Consider the following 20056-nt stretch of genomic DNA (forward strand, 5'->3'; position numbering starts at 1 on the left):
GTATTTATTTCGTGGCAGAGGATCTTTTTTGAAAAGTACCGCGGCTTGCAAAATACGAGATCATCGATTTTCTGAAAGATGGCTACAACATTCTGACATTTGGATACATCTGCCTTCAACTTTACACAGAACTTTGTCTCAAGAAAAAAAAGATTATGAAAGTATTTATAACTGGAGCTTCGGGCTTCATAGGTTCAGCAGTTGTTCAAGAAATGATCGATGCGGGACATCAAGTATCTGGTTTAGCACGCTCAGAAAAATCAGCAGAAATAATCACCAATTTAGGTGCTCAGGTAATCCGTGGCGATCTTATTTAAAACAAAAACCAAACTTTCGCCCCTGGAATTTCGAGCGGGCTTTCACTAAGTTAGTGAAAGCTAACCGTGACCATTGAATTCAGTAATACGGTCCATCTGGGCATGGACATTATAATTTTAGGGGCGGAGATCAAAAAATAAACAGCAGACCAAGCAATAGCTATTATCCGGTCTGCTGTTTGAATCAACAAAGATTATTTTTCTTTTTGATCTTTAATTGTATCTTTAATCGCCTTAGTTTCTTCGGCGGTCTTTTCACTTATTTGATCTTTATACTTATCAAATTCATTTGAGACCTTATCGGCCACATGACCTGCTGTTTCGCTAATCGAGGATGACACATGATCATACTCTTCTTTCACTTTATCGGCTACTTCTTCGTATGTGTGTTTTGCCTGTTCTTTGAGGTCCCTTGTTTTTTCCTTGATTTTTTTCCGCGTTTTTTTTCCACTATTCGGTGCCACTAATAGACCGACCAATGTACCTACTGCTGCTCCCGCCACCATTGCGAGAAGTAATCCCGTTGAATTATTTTTTCCGTTGCACATCTTTAAATTCTTTAGACAATCGTAATTAAGCATATATTTCAAAATGATTATGTTGTTAAACTTCTACAAGAGCAAACAATAAAAGCAAAACATTAGTTTGTCATATTTTAAATAATGTACAACAGACTAGATTGCGGCACCATATGAATCGAAAGGCGCTAAAGATGAGCGTTCAGAAATGGTCTGGATCAAATAGCTCTACTACACTCGACTTTTCAGTTCTGACCCCAATCCAGTGTTGATTTTCTTTTGTTTGAAGTATTGAAAAATGACTGCAATAATAAAAAGCACAAAAAGGACAAGAAGGGTCTGTCCAATAATTGGATCATTTATATCCTTTGCCAAGGGATGTCCGACCGGAACTCTGGTAAAGGTCTCATTAACAGTAGGCACCAGCGACAAGAAGAAACTAAATGACCATAGAAAATTTTCAAAATACCGAGCCTTCGTACTACTTTTCTTCGTTGCGTGCAGCCAATAGGCCACCGTTACAAGAACCAAGATGAAGAGTGAAAAAACATGTCCAGCATTGAAGCCGCCCTGTTTCGAAATCCCTAATGCCGTAAGAGAAGTGATGGCTGTCGCATAAAAATATAGCTTCCCCGATAATACTTTAAGATTGATCTTACCATAGCTGATAAATCCTAATACAGCGCCTAAAAGTGCTGTTACTCCAATAACTGTGTGGAAAACTCCCAAACCTGATAAATTCATTTTTTCTATTTTTAACGTTGATAATTTCAAAAAAATGTTCCTGTAATTTAAGGTCGTTGTCACGCTTTCACGGTACAGTCCATGGAATAACTACCCTTTAATGGAACACTACAAAGTTGCAATAGAATAAGGAAAATGGTTTTTTGATTTCGTTCAAAGATTTGATGTTTTAGTTCAAAAAACAGGACTACAATCTTATTGGAGAAAACTTGGTCCCCTCGATAAAATGGAATACCATATACAAGTCACCATTGGTTTTTAGTTGCTTTTAAGCTGTCGACGATAATTTGTTGGCGATATGTGGTATTTGTCACTAAAACTCTTTGTAAATGTTGCGAGGTCGTTAAATCCACAGTTAAAGGCAATTTCGGAAACACGCTGATCGGAAACCAAAAGGAGCTCTGCCGCCTTTTCGAGCTTCTTATTTTTGATGTAGCTGGCAGGTGTATCCTGATATAATTTGGCAAACTCTCTTTTAAATGAAGAAACACTCAGATTATTCTGTTCCGCAAGCTGCTCAATGGTTAATTGGGAAAACAGATTGGCTTCAATAATCTGTTTAAACGAATAGGTATTTGAAGAAAAAAGCTGTGATAATATCACTCGTATGACCGACGCGTTTCGCGTTTGGGACAGGAGCAATATAATTTCTTTTAATTTGAGCACCAGTATATCTTCATTGATCAATGAAGGATTTTCAAAATAGAACAGCAAGCCTTCCACATATTTCTGGATCAGGAAATCATTGTCAATTTTTTCTTTTGATTGGTTTGAAATGATATTTTCAGGTTCAAGCAGCAACGAGGGCAACTCTCTATCGTAAACTTTCTTCAAGGTATCTGGATAAAAAGTGACGATTAACAGCTGACAATCACGCGTTGGATTCACATCGTGGATTCGCTTTCCAGAATTAATACAATTCAGCAATAAGGAATAATGTTTCGCAATAGTTAGCTCTTCGTCATTTGCCTGGTATTGCATCTCCCCTTCCAGCACATAGAGGAAGCAAGCCTGTTCCGCTACTGGAAATTCAAACGTAAATGGTGCCTTCAATGCGATTTTCTGCATCATCGGTCTTCCAAATAGCTCATATTTTTTGTAATCATTTACCATTGTACCGCTCAATTTCTCAAATTTAACGATTGAGTTCCGTATAATTAAAATGACGGTTGTGCAATCGAGTCTTATTTTTTAAAATTCCGTTAAAATAGATTCTTCCAATCGATGTATTTTAAATTCGTTAAACACCTGTTAATATTAGTCTAAATTTACGTCTATTTTAACACCAAGATCTTTGCTGCTTGCCTTTAAAACATGATCTACCCAAATACATAGCATAGACTGTTTTCCAGGTTTGTTTTGATCCCAGTCTTCTTTCCAGACAATGTCTATTGTTTTCCCGTGATAGGCTAAGTTTCCGAGGTAAAAATAATCCATTTTGCCAGCAGGTATCAGCGGCTGAACCTGAAAGCTGTTGTGATGGGATGCCTCAAATCCAATGAGATCTGCTATGATTATGTCTGGATAGGTTGAATGAAAATAATCATTCTGCCCACCAAATTGCTCACCGTCACTTGGTATATACCATTCACCGATATTTGGGTGGGCATAACCGTGAAGCCGTGTAAGCTTCATAATTTGTTCGTACAGGGTCTCTTTGTCCTGCGCAGTGATTTGATTTTTATAATTTCTTAAATAGTTGCTGTATGCTTTATAGACGACTGAGTTTTGAAAAGGCCATCCTCTGCCGTTCCAGGCATAAGCCTGCTCATTATAATAGGGATGTTGTCTTTCGGCCGTGGTCATTCCTTTATGGTTATTGAAACCTTTTTCGGAAGTAAACATCGCCCAAGCTACCTCATACATTTTATTATCCTCACGCGGTATCATATTGAAATACCACGGGGTATAACCAACGGATTCCCGCACCCGCGCTTCGTAATCCCGTACACCATAGGCATTGTCTCCGGCTGTCAAGGTATAAAAAAAACCATCATCTGCATTCCAAAGTGTCCTGAGAAATTTCCGCTGTATTTCCTGGCTTCTGAATTTATAGTAATCTGCTTTCGCCTTATTCTTAATCGAAGGATGATGTTGCTCTTCCTGTCTATAGAGATTGTACAATGCGTTGGTATTCCCAAAGGAATAGCTTCCAATGGATGGGCGCACCAGATAAAAATCAGGATAACCTTTGGTAAAGGCCAATGGAAAGTCTTTCGCCGCAGTCGTATTTGCAGCCTTTTCTGTCGTCCCCCAACCTAAATAAAGATCTCTCCATGTACTATCGGTATAAAAAGCATAGGGCCCTTTACTCTCAATCAAGCCAAGCAACGCCGAAAGGCTGAATTCCATACCATCGTACAGATCCAGAATTTTGTACATGCCGTTGGTCTTCGCATCGGGATTTTTCACAGTGAATAGGCTATCCAAAAGGTGCTGATGGTTCTCCATTGCGGGAAGCATCTTTTGCGTCCAGGCCTGATCGGGATGAATTTTTAAAAATGATTCAATACCATCGACCATCCAGCTGGAAAAATGAACACTTTCGGGCCTGCTCAAATGGGTCAAAAAATTACCGTTTTCCCGTTGATTTAATTTGGAAGCTGATCCAAGCATAAAATATTCGGCATAAGATCGAAGGTATTTTGGATCACGAAGCCAACGTACATCGTAAAACTGATGCGCTGTTGGGCAGGTAATCGCTCCACTCAAGGATCCCCAGGCGGGATACCCGAAAAATTCTGTTATAACCCAATATTTCTTTGAATCATGTGGATCGTAATAATCCCGAAGATGCTTGCTGATCATCCACCAACGATAATTATACACGCGATTTAGGGTATCGTTGGAACTCTCAAAATACGGAATATTATTGACTAAAAAGTCTTTGTTGTTGGATTCGTCAAAAGCTCCGTCCGATTTTGGCCGGTGCTCGAAAGCATTGAACTCCTTTATATTATCTGTTAGATTATTTTTCGCCACTTCCTTTAAACGATCAAGTTCAAGCTGATATATCGACTCCTGCTTCCCAGAAAATCCGCGGTTACTCGAACAGGAAAAAAGAACACCTAGAACCAAAAAGGCTGTGCTGCTTAAAACAATAGAATTTAAAAAAACGTAACGATGTTGTCTTTTCATGTGGTTATATGGAATAGAACTGGAACAAAGACCTAATCAACAGAATTTTTATGACAATTAAGCATGGTGGAACAAATCGACGTAAAATTGATACAATGTATCATATTGCAACAACCGTATTTATATAAAACTCAAATATTCCCATTTTCACATAAAAAAGTATCTTTTTCATATTCTTTCTACTGCTGTTCTAAGCTACATTTGTTCCATAAGTAAACTTGACTCAAGAGAAGTAATTGCCGAAATGAATGGAGATGCCTATCTCATCATTTTAAATTTCTGAATTGATTCGATAAGAATACTGTAAAAAGAATCCTACAATACTACACTGAAAAACATTTTGTGGAACGACGCTGTCGTTCCACATTTTTAATTTATTAAACCGGTCTTTACCCCACCTTCTACGGCAGCCACTTTAGCTTGCTCGCCGGCTTTTTCATGCTTAGTCTCCGGTAGTTCCTTCCGTTGTCATTTTAATTTTATGGATTGTACCATCTGGACGGTAATTTAGGGTGTCTATGCATATCGAACGGCTAAAACTGCCTCCATCTGGATTAATTCCCCCATTATGGTAAATGAAATACCATTGGTTTTTAAAAGGGACAATTGCTTGATGGTTCGTATTGCTGTTGCCTGCTATTTCATTCAGAATTCCTTTATAGACATAGGGGCCTTCGATCTTATCGGCCATGGCATAAGCGATCTTCTCCGGAAATTCCGTGGCATAACTCAAATAGTATTTTCCATTGCGCTTGTGAACCCATGGTGCTTCCGTAAAAGCTAGTCCTTCAAAATTCACCTGTTTTATTTCGCCATCAATCTCAACCATATTTTCTTTGAGCTTTGCGTAGTAACACTCGCGATTACCCCAGAAAATCCAGGCTTGACCATCATCATCAATAAAAACAGCTGGATCGATACAAGCCCAGGAATGGGAAGAAGCAAAACAGTCTTTGTTGGTCAATAAGGGTTTTCCCAATGCATCGCTAAAGGGACCTTCGGGTCTGTCTGCGACAGCAACCCCTATTCCGGACCAATTGGAACTGATGTACCAGTAATATTTTCCATTACGTTCGGTAACATGTCCCGCAAATGCATCGCCGCTTTTTGCCCAGGTAAAATCACTTATGCGCAAAGACACGGGATATTCCGTCCAATTTTTTAAATCCGTTGTAGAATAAACGATCCAGTCTTTCATCTTATAGCCTTTCTGACCTCCTGCAAAGTCATGACCTGCATACAACCAAAGTGTATCCCCCTTAACTAATGCTGCCGGATCGGCTGTAAAATGATGCTTAATAATCGGATTTCCCCTTGCGGTAAAATGATACCGGTCATCCGCAGCCACAGGAGCTAGCAATTCACCAGGTACACCGCCCCATTTATTGTTCAGAAGACGAGACTCTTCCTTGCTGATTGAAATCACACTTCCATGTCGCGGATTAAAATTCTTATGAAAAGGTTCAGGTTTTGAAGAGAAATTAAAGAGATCATCTGTGCGCTGAAATTCGTATCTTCCATTCGCATACAAATCGTACATCAAGATGTAATCGTTTGTTCCATTTAACTTAAAAAGGCTAGGTCCTTCGACAACAACAGACGTGTCTGCGTAGGCATCGAGATACCGGAAGTCTTCTCTCCATGGTCCTTTTAAGGATTTACTTGTCGCCTGCTGAATTCCATTTTTTACTTCTTTTCCGGCAGCATCTTTTGTATTACCCTTAAAGAAAAAATGATATAGCCCATCTTTATAGACAATGTCGCCATCAATACCGCCAAATTTTGGACTGAACAATAAAGTAGGTTCCTTTTCAAAGCCACTAAAATCTTTATTCGCATAGGCCCCGTAAAAATCAAGTTTATCATTCTCATGCGATTTCACCGTAAAATACACCAGGTATTTTTTTTCAGCCGGATCGTAGATCGTCTGTGGTGCCCATACCCATTTTACGTTCTTAAATTTTTTAGGGTATAACTTTGCCAGGTCAACAGTATTGTGTTTCCAGTCCGTCAGATTATCAGATCGCATCAAAATAATACCCGGATTACTTCCCCACCCATTCTTTACCGTAAACATATCAGTTGCGACCATATAAAATGACTTTTTGTCCTCTCCCCTAAGGATGTGCGGATCACGAACCCCTCCCGTTTGGGATATATCCGCCGATGACAAAATAGGTTTATTGTTATTTAATGCAACCCAGTTTTGCGCATCCTGACTGACTGCAAATCGCAATTGCTCTTGTGTATTTTTATCCCCCGAACCTTCAAAATATGCAAAAAGATAACCCGCCGCCTTATCTGCATTGTATATTTTTTGCGCTATGGCATTGGTAAAACTCATTAATGCAATACTCAATACCCCTATTTGTTTTAGTTTCATGTTTGATCAATTTTTAGGTTTTTCTAAATGCTCATTTGCCAAGTAAACCTTCTTTATTACACCTTAACCATGGATTATTTAATGCACAAATTCCAAATTATCTTGATCGAAGGGATATTCAACACAAATTTAAATTTGCTCAAAAACACTTTTCCACGAAGCTGTAGAAGAATACGATACGAGGTTTACTTTTATTAATGTCAAATATACATTTATTATTTAAATAGGCGATATTTTTATGGTAAGTACCGTTTAAAACGGGACATTTTCCAGGGGTAAAAGTCTTGAATCCAAGATTGCTGCAGTACGATGCCCTATAATCTTCATATACGCTGGATTTTGTTCAAATGAAAAAAAATCGGACACACTTCGCTGTTTGATAAGCAGACAAATATCCCACTGCTCCTGATCGGGGCCTATCAGAAACTGGTCACCATGCCCAACAAAAAGTAGCTCACCGCCGCTTTCTTCCACAAAAGGTTTGGCTAGCTTTATATAATTCATGAAAGCATCGTATCCCGAAATTTCTTTGATTGGCGCAATCTCCGGAAAATTAGTATAGTCTGCGATTTTCCTCAACTGAATTAAATTGAGATTGACAATGGGGCCTTGGATATTTTTCAATGCCAGATTCCTTCCGGCTTCATAACTCGGATACAAATACGTCTTTCTTGCCATATCAATAGATACTTGTTGTTTCACTCACTTTACTCTTCAACTCAGTTGCAGCATGATGTATGACTCTTTTATAATCAATGATTTTGTCGTTTTCAAATGGAATAATAACTGCATTTTCAAACAGGAAATTTCCCTCGCCCAATTGGTTCCAATCCGCCTGTAAGTTTTTATTGTCAAATTGCCCCATGTTTAACATAAATCTGATTCTGTTGGAAAGAGCCGTTAAATTCAGGCTATCTGCGATATATGTTTTATTTTCGGCCCTATTGTAAATTGTTAACACTCCCATCAATGGTTTACTGTCCAAGAATTCGGCTTTCAATTGCTTTTTATCTATTTTGTTCATGTGTTTTTAAATTAAAATTATAAATCTCCGCCCAATGACTTCAATTGCGCAGCAAAAATAAGGAGATCTGTTACGGCCATTCCGTCCAATAGCTTATTGGCGATGTGCTCAGCTGTAACAGTCGCCTCCTTTAAAATTCGATCACCAGCCGCCGTAAGCTTCACATAACTGACCCGGGCATCTCTATCATTGTGCTCTTTTACAACAAGCCCCATCTTTTCCATGGGGGAAATAATCCGTGTAATTCCTGAGGCTGTTAAACCGGTACTTTCAGCCAGATCAATTCGCCGTAGCCGGTTACCGGGAACCTGGCTTAAAATATGTAGGATCATAAAGTCTGTCAGACTTAGTCCATGCAAGCTCAACCCATCAAACTTTTTGGTGATGACAGATTGAACTTTTACAATGTTCAGAATCGTATTAATCGCATTCATAATATTATTGTTCTTGTTATTTGCACAATACTTGAGTAGTCAAGTATTATGCAAATATAACAGTTTTATTTAAATGGCCGAATAGAATAAAAGATTCTGCCAACAGCGCGCACGACAGCGCAATAAATCTATTTTCCTTACGAGAGAAGTTGGTTGGTATAAAACTACACTTAGGTGTAGCCTTGATTGACATAATCTATAATATTTTTGGACAAATTCTAATCGACAGGGGGCTAAAGCCAACGATTTTCAGAACATGGAAAGGAAAGAATCCTCAAATATTAACAAATTTATTACCTATAGCATAGTATAAATATGACAAATTGCAAAAACTGTGGGACAGATATAACGCTGAATTTCTGTCCGAAATGCGGACAGCCAGCGGTCCTTAAAAGAATTGATGCGCATTATATCGTCCACGAGATTGAACATGTCCTTCATTTCGAGCGCGGCATCTTGTACACGATTCGTGAACTCATTACTACACCCGGAAAAAATGTAAAAAAATATATTGCCGAGAACAGGAGTCGCCTGGTAAAACCCATTATTTTTATCATCATCACCTCGCTGATATACTCTGTAGTAAGCCATTTTTTTCATGTAAACGACAAATATGTGAGCTATTACGAATCCCAACATTCTACTACGGGTTCGATATACCTCTGGATCCAGGATCACTATGGTTACGCCAATATCATGATAGGATTGTTTATAGCTTTTTGGGCGAAACTATTTTTCAATAAATACGGTTTTAATTTTTTTGAAATTGTTATCCTGCTGTGTTTTATTTTGGGAATCACGATGTTGATCTATACTATTTTTGCATTAGTTGAAGGTGTAACACATACAGGTGTTATGGTACAGGCTAGCATCGTCGCTATGGTATATAGCGTTTGGGCTATTGGACAATTTTTCGACCCCTACAAAATACCCAGTTATTTAAAAGCGCTCGCTGTTTATATTTTAGGTTATCTGTCATTTACTGTTGTCGTGGTTATTATTGGTCTATCGATAGACTTAATTTTAATGAAAAGATAGGTTATCCTCCTTTTTCCGTCCTTGTGAAACCTTTTAAAATAACATGATGGGTAAGTTTGCGCTGTAAACTTACCCATCCTATTACTCGTTGCCTGTTACAGATTATTTCTCAGATATCCCTGAAAATTATCTTGAAACTGAAGGCCGGACCCCAGTCTATATTTACTTAATTTATTGTTGAGGGTAAGTCCCCATAAAACGAATTCAGTCAGAAAATGGAGATCTTCGGGTTTCGTTTCCGGTTGGTATTGCTGAATTAAAGCATGGATAGGCTTCACTTGATCCAAAACCTGCCCGTACGCCAAATCGTTGAGTTCATCAGATAATTCGATTCCTTCTGACTCCGAAAACCAACGAACAATATCATCGTAGGGATAACGCTCGTTTTCTCTTTCCAGTTTCTCAATTTTTGGGAATAAAATCGGGAAAAGGCTTTTAATCGCGTTTTCTATCAGCTGCACTGCAACGACACCCGCTCCTTCTTGCTCGCCTTCATAAACGAGCTCAACTTTGCCGGTTATCGCAGGCACAATACCCATAAAATCACTCAGCCGTACTGCAGTTGCTTGTTTCCCACTTCGGAGCATGCGTAATTCAGCGGTACTTAATAAGTTTTGAAATGCTGTAATGCTCATACGCGCACTCACGCCGCTCTTTTCATCAACATATTCACTATTTCGTGCTTCAAAGCTTATCTGCTCAATCAATTCCCTAGCCAGCTCCGGGACATATATCTGCTCCTTCTGGGCCGCTTCCAAGTTCGCCTCCTGCGCAGTAATTGCCTTTGCTATCTCAACCGATGCGGGGTAATGTGTAAGTATCTGCGATCCAATGCGATCTTTCAGCGGCGTCACAATACTTCCTCTATTGGTATAATCCTCCGGATTCGCTGTGAATATAAATTGTACATCTAACGGCAAGCGTAACTTAAAACCGCGGATCTGAATATCTCCCTCCTGTAATATATTGAAGAGGGCTACCTGGATTCTAGCTTGAAGATCAGGTAGCTCATTAATGACAAATATAGAACGGTTTGCCCGAGGAATCATACCAAAATGAATCACCCGATCGTCTGCATAGCTCAGTTTTAAATTTGCGGCTTTGATGGGATCTACATCACCGATCAAATCAGCTACCGTCACATCAGGCGTAGCCAGTTTCTCCGCAAAACGATCACCTCTACCAAGCCAGCTTATCGGTGTATCGTCGCCTTTCTCCTTCAGCAACTCTATCGCATAACGCGATATGGGGTTAAACGGATCATCATTAATCTCTGAACCTTGAACCACAGGCACATATTCATCCAATAAGTTGACCATGAGCCTAGCGAGACGTGTTTTCGCCTGACCGCGAAGGCCCAAGAAATTAATGTTGTGTTTGGAAAGTATTGCTCTTTCAAGTTCTGGAATTACGGTATCTTCATAACCATGTACCCCATTGAACACGGTTTCACCCGCCTTTATTTTTGTAATCAGATTCTGACGCAATTCTTCTTTTATTGTTTTAGGTTTATAACCCGAAGTTTTTAATGCACCAAATGTTGTAATCTTCGTGTAATCCATATATTCTTATCGTATTCTTTTTTTTCGATTTTCTTCGTAATCCTCAAAGATCATTTCACCTAGATCCCCAAGTCCCGTGTAATAAGCCTTCCCTTGATTTGAAGCTGTAAACTCGTCGACAAATTGCTGTAGATAAGGATCCGAAGCAATCATAAAGGTTGTAATTGGTATTCCCAACTTTCGAGCCTGCGCAGCCATACTATAGCATTTGCTGGTGATAAAAGGATCCAAACCCATAGGATTCTTATAGTAAGTGCCGTCCGGCATATTTAAACAGCTCGGTTTCCCGTCGGTTATCATAAAAATTTGCTTATTCGCATGCCGTTTTCGCCTTAGCAAGTCCATCGCTAGCTTTAAGCCCGCGACGGTATTGGTATGAAATGGTCCAACTTGCAAATAAGGCAGGTCTTTTATCGCGATAGGCCATGCATCGTTTCCGAAAACAATGACGTCAAGTGAGTCTTTCGGGTAACGGGTCAAAATAAGTTCTGATAAAGCCATCGCCACTTTTTTTGCAGGTGTGATCCGATCCTCGCCGTATAAAATCATACTGTGGCTGATATCGATCATCAACACTGTACTCATCTGTGACTTAAACTGTGTATCTTCTACGACGAGATCATTTTCGGATAAGACAAACTCACCTATCCCATGATTGATCTGTGCGTTTTTCAAGCTCTCTGTCAAAACTATTATCTCCAGGCTATCTCCGTACTGATAGTTTCTGAAATCGCCCATATTTTCGTCACTCCGTCCCTGGTGATTGGTTTTATGATTGCCTGATTTCCCTTTCCTCATTTTCCCAAATATCTGGTCCAAGGCATGCTGACGCAAAGCTTTCTCCAGCTTTGAGGTAATATCTACGCCACCTTCACCACCAAACTCCACTTTTTCCCTGATATAACCTTTATTCTTCAGATCCGCAATGAAATCGTCTATCGTATAGGCTGGCGTCGTCAGTTTGAACTCTTTATCCAATTGCCTAAGCCAGTCAATGGCTTCATCAAAATCACCAGAGGTATGGGTAATCAGTTCTTTGAAAATGTCAAATAATTTATCAAAAGGCGTTTGAAACGGCTCTTCATATTGTTTGAAAAGAAAACCTTTCCTTCGTTTCGTGCTTTTCATGCATTCCTCTTATTAGTATGAAGAAGCTATCCAACTCCTGTATCGGATGCTTCATAGTATGAATTTACGAAATAATAATTTTTGTGAGCACCGTATGTCCATTTAACTTCAAAAACTGGCTATAGTATGACGCATAAAAAATAATGTACACTATAATTAATAGCAGTCTTGTTTACTTAGCCCGATTTTTTGGGTGATAGCATAAAGCGCTATTGGGAAAGCGTAAAAAGCCACAGAGAATTGGTATTCTCTGCGGCTTCTTGATTTGGTTATTCCACAAATAGGATAGAATTACCTGAATAAGTACCAGCTTAATAGAGCAGTTCCAAAGTCGGTTTATTGGCGGCAGCTTCCCTACTACTAAAAGACATATCATTTGTAGAAGAGGTCGCAGCTGTATTTAAAAATAGAAAGGATGCTTTACGATCAGTGCCGGTCAGCAATCTGTTAATGGCCGAAGTGACGTCGATGGTCTGTAAACCTATCCCAGAAATAGGAATTTTACCGACAAGTACAGTATCCATTGGTGCATTGTTCCAATTAATGCTATTTTCCAACCAAGATGTCGTGGAGGTTGTATAAATATTAATAGTACGTCGTGGTGCTGTATTCACTCCTGCAACATACATTTTTAATTTTGCCGAACTCACTTTAGGTTTAGTAATCATCGAAATATCAAATTTAGTATATGCTTTACGTGCGTAAGATGTAGCGTCGGATTTGATGACAAGGTCAGTTGTAGTTCCATAATTTGTACTTGCATAGGTACCGTTGCGGACATAGGCATCGGCAAGAGAGCTTCCGGCATTGGCTACAACAGCATGCTGAAACGCTCCAACGTCTGGATTACCCAATGGCAGTGCGTTTCCAGCGAAGTCCTCGCCCCCATTGTTACTTATAAATACACCAGCATTAAGGGCGGCCGAACTGGAACCGACATCATAACCTTTTGCAGCGTCAAGGCCGTTTCCACCGATTGGATTGACAAATACCGGATCTTCATAGAAATTGTTGTTCCGCACGGTAGTTCCCCAGTTCAATGACGTAAATGTACTCGACGGGAATAAACAATTATTGTTAAACTTCAGTCCGTTATCGGCTTGGGTAGACAAACTACTAATGGTCGAGGTCGTGTAAAAAATATTATTTGAAAATGTTGCATAAGGCTTTCCTGAACTTACGCCATTCATGACGTTAAACAGGCTGGCGGTTGGATTTTTGATATAGAATACATTATTATAAATCTCACGGGAATCGTATGTCGTTTTTTCGATCAAAAAGAGCTTTTTTAACCGTGTTGTACCGATATCGTTAACAGAAACGTTATAGCGAACTTTAATATTCTTAGACTGGTTCATAAAAAGCATAAATCCGCCGTTGTTATCATGCGAATAATTGTATTCGAAAATATCTCCATCGGTTACTGAATTGGTATCATAGCCATCGGCATCGAACGCGACTCCATCGTTAGCGCCCCCACCTGTCATACCGTAAACTTCATTATAAGCCACCAGCGTATTCAAGCTACCAATTGTCCAAATACCCGCATAATTTTCAGAGCCTGTGTTCATACATGCCTTATAGACCGTATTGTGTGTGATTTTACTTCCTCCCGTCACGCCGGACATAACGATTCCGTCGCCGTAGATATATTCAATCAAATTGTTATCGATAATAATATCTTTTGATCTTGCTGCCATAGCCCTATCGCCAGTGGTCCTTATCCCTTCAACGGAACAATTGGCTACGTGGCAACTTTGTACCAAAGCACTGTATATTTTACCGTCTAAGATAATCCCGCCAGAGCTTTTGTTATAATTGGTCTGTCCATCGATCGCACCATTGACGTCGTGAACATAACAATTTCTAACGGAGACATTGCTGATTGCTGTTCCTGCAGAACTGCCTCCAACCACGCGGATCCCCGTAGCAGCATAACTTGTTCCGCTTGGGATTGTATTTGTCAGTTCGAGGTTATTTACCTCAAAATAAGACACCTTATTGAGGTATAGTGCATTTGATCCGTTTCTCTTTCCACCACCGTTGATAATCGGACGAACATCGCCGCCATATTTATCTATAATAATAGGAGCCTCAGCCGTTCCCGAATTTTTCATATGCAACGTGTCATTCCATACACCACCACTCTTGAACAAAATACGATCACCAGGGCCAAAAACCGAGGCATTAATTTTGGCCAGCGTTCTCCATGCTGCAGTTGTGCTCGTTCCTGTGCTATCATCGTTTCCGCTGGGATCTATATAGTAAGTATTACCTATACTTGCTAGATTTACCTTCGCCTTTGTTTTTAGTGATGTCGGAGAATCTAGTTGAACAGACTTTTGGCAGCTCAATAGCCCAATGATTCCAATAGAAATCACCATCATAAATTTTCTCATAATGCTGTTTTTAGTTTATAAATGTTATAATTCTTGCAGACGTATTCCTTATTCCAACGAATACGAATTGTATAATTTGATTAATAACATTAAATTATAAATAACTTGCCAACCACAGGGGGTAAAATCTGAAATAAAGAGGGGTAAAATTTTAAAGGCAGGTCAACATGTAACCAAGATAAATCAATGCATCTTTTTATGCTGACCTACATCGATATAGAAGAAAATTTGATACTTTTAGCTAATAACTACAGCCCTTAAGAACAATACGATATTATGGAAATAGATCAGTATATCAATACACTTTCGGAAACGGAGCAAGAGGTCATCCGTCAATTCCGGAAAGCGATAACAGAAAATGACAATACCGTCTCTGAGAGCTTCGGAAAATTCATGTCAAACCCTAATGCGATTAGCTTTAATGAACAGGGCGTATTTAAATACGGGCTAACAGTCGCAAAGAATTACATTTCGTTCCATTCCTTGGTTATCTATACTAACCCCGAATTAATGGAAGAACTAAAATTAAAATTACCCAAGGCTAAATTTCAAAAAGGCTGTATTAATTTCAAAACATTGGATGAATTTCCCGCATCCGTATTGGCAGAACATATTCAGGCTTCATCCAAAATAGATTTTAGCCCCATGATAAATCGTTATTTGAAAAAGAAATAAGTACCTGGTCAATTCCCAGAATTCTATTTATTCACTTTTACGCGCAACAATAGCATAGACCATCGGAATTTTATTTCCCAAATGGGCTATTCTGAATTTTTTAGGATCTAGTTCTGTCATGTTTTTAAAAATGGGATAAGGTGAATAGTCAAATTCGTTCAGGTCTTGAATGTTTAGCCCATGATGGAGTAAAGCTCCAACGACCTCACTCATACTATGATTCCAGGTAACATAGGACTGCGAAATAGCTGCATCTTTATCGGCATAGGTTCCCTGCTCGGTTTCAACAATTGGAGCAACATTAAAATAATTATAGCCAATTTTGTCAAAATTATCATCGAACATCCAAACAACTGGATGAAACTCGACAAAAATAAACTTCCCTTTCGGTTTCAAGAAACGTGAAATTATTTTCCCCATTTATCTAAATCCGGTAACCAAGTAATCGTTCCATAGCTGGTAAAGACCAGATCAAATTGTCCGTCAAGATGATTCTCAAGCTCATACAAATCACAACAGATAAACTGTACATCTGCATTCGTTTCTTTAGCAATTTCTCGGGCACTTTCAATAGCCTTGTCGGATAGATCAACACCAGTAACTTTGGCACCAAGTCTACTCAAAGAAATTGTATCCTGTCCGAAATGACATTGTAGGTGTAATATTTTTTTTCCGCTGATATCACCCAATAACGCCAATTCGATTGAATTTAGCGAAGTCTCCCCTTTTAAAAATCCTGCTAGATTGTAAAAGTCTGATTTTAGATGTGTATCTGTTCTATTATTCCACGAGTGTTTGTTTATTGCGATGTAATTTTCTTCTGGATTCAAATCGTTCATTTGGTTTTTTATTAAACGGTTAATTAACGACTAAAGTACACTAAAAATTGAATGCTATCGGATTCATCTTTTCCCCAATTTAAAAATAAGTGTTTTAAGAAATTAAGCTCGGTAAAAATTATCATAAAGGTTCTCTATATTTAAATCGATTATCCAATACATCCAAGTTTAAAAAGATGATGTATGAATAACACCTATTTACATGAAGAATAAATGACGATAAAAATATATAGACCAAAGAGCTTACTTCTAAAAAAATATATTGAATGCTTCTATGTACTTGAGAAAACTCACGAAGAAAAAGCGACGGCATATTTTACGTTTCCGAGCATTTACACCATAGTGACGATAAGTGAGCAGACCAAAACTAAGGTAAGCCCAAATGAGGTCATTACGAAGCATTGTCCGTCCAATTCGATAGAAACAAACCTTGTATGCAATTTTAATGAACCTGTTTTAGTGAGTTATGAGGGAAAAATAAATGAAATTACCACTTACTTCAAACCTCTTGGGATAAATGCTTTTATACCCAATGATTTAAGCTATTATAACAGCGGAACATTTCCCGATTTTAATCCGCACCTGGATTATAAAAACGCGATGACATCTATCCTTTCCATTGATAACCAAGACGAGCGAATCAAGGCCTTAGAAGAGTATTGGATATCAAAATTTTGGCTATTTGAAAATGCATTGCTCGAAAACATAATCACCGAAATGCTAGATACAAGTAACCTCAATCAATCGATGTCAGAATTTTCGCTAAAAACAGGAAGATCGAGAACAACCATAAATAAGCAATTCGATCAACATATCTGTAAAACACCTTCCCAATTCAAAAAAATCATTAGATTTCGAGCTGCGATTCAAAGTCACCTCGAAGATGGCAACAAAATAGGTCTGTCTTATAACCTGGATTATTTCGATCAGTCCCACATGATCAGAGATTTTAAAAAATTAACAGGGTTTACACCAAAAATTTTCTTTTCCAAAATAGCTGATCTTGAACGGGACCAAATAAAATGGATTTTTATTTAGCAGGTTTACAAAAATACAATCACACTATTTTATTAAACAGTAACATTGCTCCATAATTATTTATACCATACGCTATGAAGCTTTTAATGTTACTTATGTTTTGTCCAATTTTTCTTGTGGCACAAGAAAAAACATCAGCCAAACTTGCCACCTATATGCAGGCACAAGCCGATGTAAATAATTTTAGTGGAACAGTTCTTGTCACGAAAAACGGCGCGATTTTATTAAAAAAAGCCTACGGTTTAGCAGATTATGAATGGAAGATCAAAAATACGATCGATACGAAGTTTCAGTTGGCATCGGTCACAAAACAATTTACCGCGGCTGCTATTTTACAGCTCGTAGACAGCGGAAGATTATCGCTAAACGATAAACTCAGTAAGTTTTTCCCCGATTATCCAAAAGCCGATAGTATAAGTATCCACATGTTGCTGTCACACACCTCAGGACTTGCTATGGGTTTCAAAGAAATCGCATTAAGTAGTATAAGTAGCGATTCTGCTTATGCCGCCATCAAGAAAATTCCTTTCGAATGCTCACCGGGAACGAAAAGCGCCTATAGTAATATCGGTTATTATTTGTTAGCAAAGATTATTGAAAAGGTCTCAGGTGAGCATTACGCTTCTTTCTTAAAGAAAAACATATTTGATAAAGCTGGCATGAGTAACACCGGAGTCAGTAATAATGATTCCATCGTCACGAAAAAAGCAAAAGTATATTATCATAATGCAGAAGGTTTTATCCATAATCCCCATATCAACTGGGAGATCAACCTGGGCCACGATGGCATTTATTCAACCGTTGAAGATTTAGCCATTTGGGACAAAGCACTCTATGGAACAACGATTCTATCGGCAGCAATGAAAGAAAAAATGTTTACACCATATAGCGCTGAAAATTGGGGCTATGGATTTATCATCAATCCATTTTACAATCATGGACATTATTTGATTGCACATGATGGCGGATTCTTTGGTACAATGACTTCTTTTAATCGATTTACTGAGGACAAACTCTTTGTCACTGTCCTTTCCAACAACGGCTCCCCCGCCCATATCATCGGGTATGGACTGTCTGCGATTGCGCTGGGTAAAGAAGTAGAGCTTCCCTATAAACATTATCCCACCAAAATAGATACGACGCTGTACGATAACTATGCAGGTGAATATGGGAAAATACATATATTAAAAATTACAGGCAAACTCTACTATAACGATGCGGATACTGAACTCATTCCCGAGTCTAAAACAAAATTTTTCAGGGCAGACGACAACGACAGAACAATCGAGTTTGTTAGAGACAAAACAGGAATTTACAATTCCCTTATTTTAACAAAAGGTGGCGTTAAGGAAGTTTTCCCAAGGACCAATAAAAATTAATGAACCCATATGCATGCTTTTAGCATCAAATGTGTAATCGACTCTTTGAAACCTTAAAGAAAAAAATTAAATTACGCCCTTATCAGTCCAGTGTTAAATAGTATACAAACTATCCTAAATTATAACATCGTGCAACAGACAGATCAAAATCCGGAGAAAGCTAAAAAGAGTCCTTTATTAAAGTCTTTTTTCGGATGCCTAGTGTTTATGGCAGCCTATCTCATCAGTTTTTTTATTTTTGATGCAGGCAACAATGTGAAGCTGGATTATATTATTTTTTCGCCGCTTGCATTTATACTGAGCTGGGTATTTTGCTATTTCTATCTGCTGTTAAAAGATACCAGTACTTTGAAATATTATCTACTGGGATGTATGCTGATAGCCGGTACAATTATATATACAAATGGTATTTTTGATATCGATATTAGGATTCAAAACTTCTTTCACTCGTCGACACTCCCGAAAAAATACGGGCAATATCTCGATATCAATAACACCAAAAATAGATTTGGACGACATGAAATCATTCTTTTCAAGGCGAGTAGTAATCCTATTGATCAGTTTTTGACAAAGAACAACGAATTAATCATCCATAGTTTGAGCAAGGCTAAAAACGCTAACGATACAGAACCAACCATCCATATGTTTTATAAATTGGACAAAAACGGCAAGCAGATCGATCAATATTCTTACACACAGGATGAAGATAAGGATACAGAGATTCTTTTCGAGGGCTATCTGATCAACATAGGAAAACATTACTTTCGTAGCTGGCCATTAGATGGTGATACCACAAAAAACAGCATTGAAATACGCAATGCCGATCTCAACTGGACTGCGGATCAACAACGCCAACAACTAGATGATATCGATCGTAAAGCACAGTATTTTCTTTCTGAGCGAATCTATGATTTCGAACACAGCAATTCGAAAAGCTACTCAAAAAAAACGTATTTCATGGACGGTAAATGGCATATATTCTGTGAAAATATATCGGATGATGGTAATTTAAATCTGCAAACTGTGTCTAGAGGGCGTACAGTAAATGACCTTTTCGGACACTGGGACAAGAATGAATGGGTCACGAATCATTCCCCCGCCAATATTCAATCGGTTTATTACCAAAAAATCAGGCGTATTCGCAATCGACAGGATGTGAACAGCGGAAAATATGAGCAAGGCGATCGTTGGCGAGGTTGCCTTTTCTCACACCTTGTTGTCGAAAACGACACCTTAAAATTTAAAGATCATTTATATCTTGATGAGGAGTGGCATTGGTCTCAGATTGAAATCAATGGTAAGAATATTGGAGCGCTGACTTTTGAGGATACGGAACAATTTCATAACTATGGTTACTACTCAAATGCGGCTTTAAATTACCAGCTTTTCACCAGTCGACGCAATAGGCTTTATTTGATTAAAAGAATAGATCCTTAGCTT

At 38.5% G+C, this 20056-nt stretch carries 19 protein-coding genes; 6 read left to right on the plus strand and 13 right to left on the minus strand.

The features are described from left to right. The first annotated feature begins 155 nt into the window (after positions 1-155). Positions 156-317, plus strand: coding sequence for an NAD-dependent epimerase/dehydratase family protein (locus B3P16_RS20985; protein ID WP_286844233.1), 162 nt, complete (start codon positions 156-158; stop codon positions 315-317). A gap of 194 nt (positions 318-511) precedes the next feature. On the opposite strand, the gene B3P16_RS20990 is transcribed toward B3P16_RS20985, so the two are convergent. From B3P16_RS20990 to B3P16_RS21025, 8 genes are all read right to left on the minus strand, one after another. Continuing rightward, a complete protein-coding gene (locus tag B3P16_RS20990) occupies positions 512-865 on the minus strand; it encodes a YtxH domain-containing protein (protein WP_286769662.1) in 354 nt (117 codons plus the stop codon). Positions 866-1066: 201 nt separating this feature from the next. Further along, positions 1067-1579 (minus strand): hypothetical protein, encoded by a 513-nt coding sequence (locus B3P16_RS20995; protein ID WP_286779431.1) that lies wholly within the window; start codon positions 1577-1579, stop codon positions 1067-1069. Positions 1580-1837: 258 nt separating this feature from the next. Continuing rightward, a complete protein-coding gene (locus tag B3P16_RS21000; RefSeq protein ID WP_286844235.1) occupies positions 1838-2650 on the minus strand; it encodes an AraC family transcriptional regulator in 813 nt (270 codons plus the stop codon). 186 nt (positions 2651-2836) lie between these two features. Continuing rightward, positions 2837-4717: an MGH1-like glycoside hydrolase domain-containing protein gene (locus B3P16_RS21005; RefSeq protein ID WP_286844237.1), complete on the minus strand. Its 1881-nt coding sequence runs from the start codon at positions 4715-4717 to the stop codon at positions 2837-2839. Positions 4718-5159: 442 nt separating this feature from the next. Continuing rightward, positions 5160-7100, minus strand: coding sequence for a family 43 glycosylhydrolase (locus B3P16_RS21010; RefSeq protein WP_286779429.1), 1941 nt, complete (start codon positions 7098-7100; stop codon positions 5160-5162). A 252-nt stretch (positions 7101-7352) separates the two neighbouring features. Beyond that, the gene (locus B3P16_RS21015; protein WP_070568634.1) at positions 7353-7778 is read right to left on the minus strand and encodes a DUF1330 domain-containing protein; all 426 of its coding nucleotides are present in this window, start codon (positions 7776-7778) and stop codon (positions 7353-7355) included. Position 7779: 1 nt separating this feature from the next. After that, positions 7780-8124 (minus strand): GIY-YIG nuclease family protein, encoded by a 345-nt coding sequence (locus B3P16_RS21020; RefSeq protein WP_286754482.1) that lies wholly within the window; start codon positions 8122-8124, stop codon positions 7780-7782. Between the two features lie 17 nt (positions 8125-8141). Next, complete coding sequence (locus B3P16_RS21025) at positions 8142-8558, minus strand: MarR family winged helix-turn-helix transcriptional regulator (RefSeq protein ID WP_115048114.1); 417 nt, start codon at positions 8556-8558, stop codon at positions 8142-8144. Positions 8559-8873: 315 nt separating this feature from the next. Here B3P16_RS21025 and B3P16_RS21030 point away from each other — a divergent pair, with 315 nt between their 5' ends. Next, positions 8874-9596, plus strand: a complete 723-nt coding sequence (locus B3P16_RS21030) for a DUF3667 domain-containing protein (protein WP_115048112.1) — start codon at positions 8874-8876, stop codon at positions 9594-9596. A gap of 95 nt (positions 9597-9691) precedes the next feature. Here B3P16_RS21030 and B3P16_RS21035 read toward each other — a convergent pair whose 3' ends face one another. From B3P16_RS21035 to B3P16_RS21045, 3 genes are all read right to left on the minus strand, one after another. Next, a complete protein-coding gene (locus B3P16_RS21035) occupies positions 9692-11158 on the minus strand; it encodes a sigma 54-interacting transcriptional regulator (RefSeq protein WP_286844238.1) in 1467 nt (488 codons plus the stop codon). Positions 11159-11164: 6 nt separating this feature from the next. Beyond that, positions 11165-12286, minus strand: a complete 1122-nt coding sequence (locus tag B3P16_RS21040) for a vWA domain-containing protein (RefSeq protein WP_286844240.1) — start codon at positions 12284-12286, stop codon at positions 11165-11167. A gap of 311 nt (positions 12287-12597) precedes the next feature. Beyond that, on the minus strand, positions 12598-14685 hold the full coding sequence (locus tag B3P16_RS21045) for a DUF7594 domain-containing protein (protein ID WP_286844241.1): 2088 nt from the start codon (positions 14683-14685) through the stop codon (positions 12598-12600). A gap of 276 nt (positions 14686-14961) precedes the next feature. Here B3P16_RS21045 and B3P16_RS21050 point away from each other — a divergent pair, with 276 nt between their 5' ends. Next, a complete protein-coding gene (locus B3P16_RS21050) occupies positions 14962-15360 on the plus strand; it encodes a DUF1801 domain-containing protein (RefSeq protein ID WP_046675924.1) in 399 nt (132 codons plus the stop codon). A 27-nt stretch (positions 15361-15387) separates the two neighbouring features. Here the strand turns inward: B3P16_RS21050 and B3P16_RS21055 are convergent, their stop codons facing one another. Together B3P16_RS21055 and B3P16_RS21060 are read right to left on the minus strand one after the other, a co-directional pair. Beyond that, positions 15388-15780 (minus strand): hypothetical protein, encoded by a 393-nt coding sequence (locus B3P16_RS21055; protein WP_286844242.1) that lies wholly within the window; start codon positions 15778-15780, stop codon positions 15388-15390. Beyond that, positions 15768-16199, minus strand: coding sequence for a class I SAM-dependent methyltransferase (locus B3P16_RS21060; RefSeq protein WP_286844243.1), 432 nt, complete (start codon positions 16197-16199; stop codon positions 15768-15770). Before B3P16_RS21060 ends, B3P16_RS21055 begins: the two co-directional genes overlap by 13 nt. 213 nt (positions 16200-16412) lie before the next feature. Between B3P16_RS21060 and B3P16_RS21065 the strand changes: the two genes are divergently transcribed. The 3 genes from B3P16_RS21065 (at position 16413) to B3P16_RS21075 (ending at position 20053) form a co-directional block, all read left to right on the plus strand. Next, the gene (locus tag B3P16_RS21065) at positions 16413-17237 is read left to right on the plus strand and encodes a helix-turn-helix domain-containing protein (RefSeq protein WP_286754476.1); all 825 of its coding nucleotides are present in this window, start codon (positions 16413-16415) and stop codon (positions 17235-17237) included. A gap of 95 nt (positions 17238-17332) precedes the next feature. After that, the gene (locus B3P16_RS21070) at positions 17333-18616 is read left to right on the plus strand and encodes a serine hydrolase domain-containing protein (RefSeq protein WP_286844244.1); all 1284 of its coding nucleotides are present in this window, start codon (positions 17333-17335) and stop codon (positions 18614-18616) included. 129 nt (positions 18617-18745) lie between these two features. Then, positions 18746-20053: a hypothetical protein gene (locus B3P16_RS21075; protein ID WP_286844245.1), complete on the plus strand. Its 1308-nt coding sequence runs from the start codon at positions 18746-18748 to the stop codon at positions 20051-20053. Positions 20054-20056 lie beyond the last annotated feature (3 nt).

It is taken from the genome of Sphingobacterium sp. UBA7631 (assembly GCF_002483935.1).
In the GTDB taxonomy this organism is placed as follows: Bacteria; Bacteroidota; Bacteroidia; order Sphingobacteriales; family Sphingobacteriaceae; genus Sphingobacterium; species Sphingobacterium multivorum.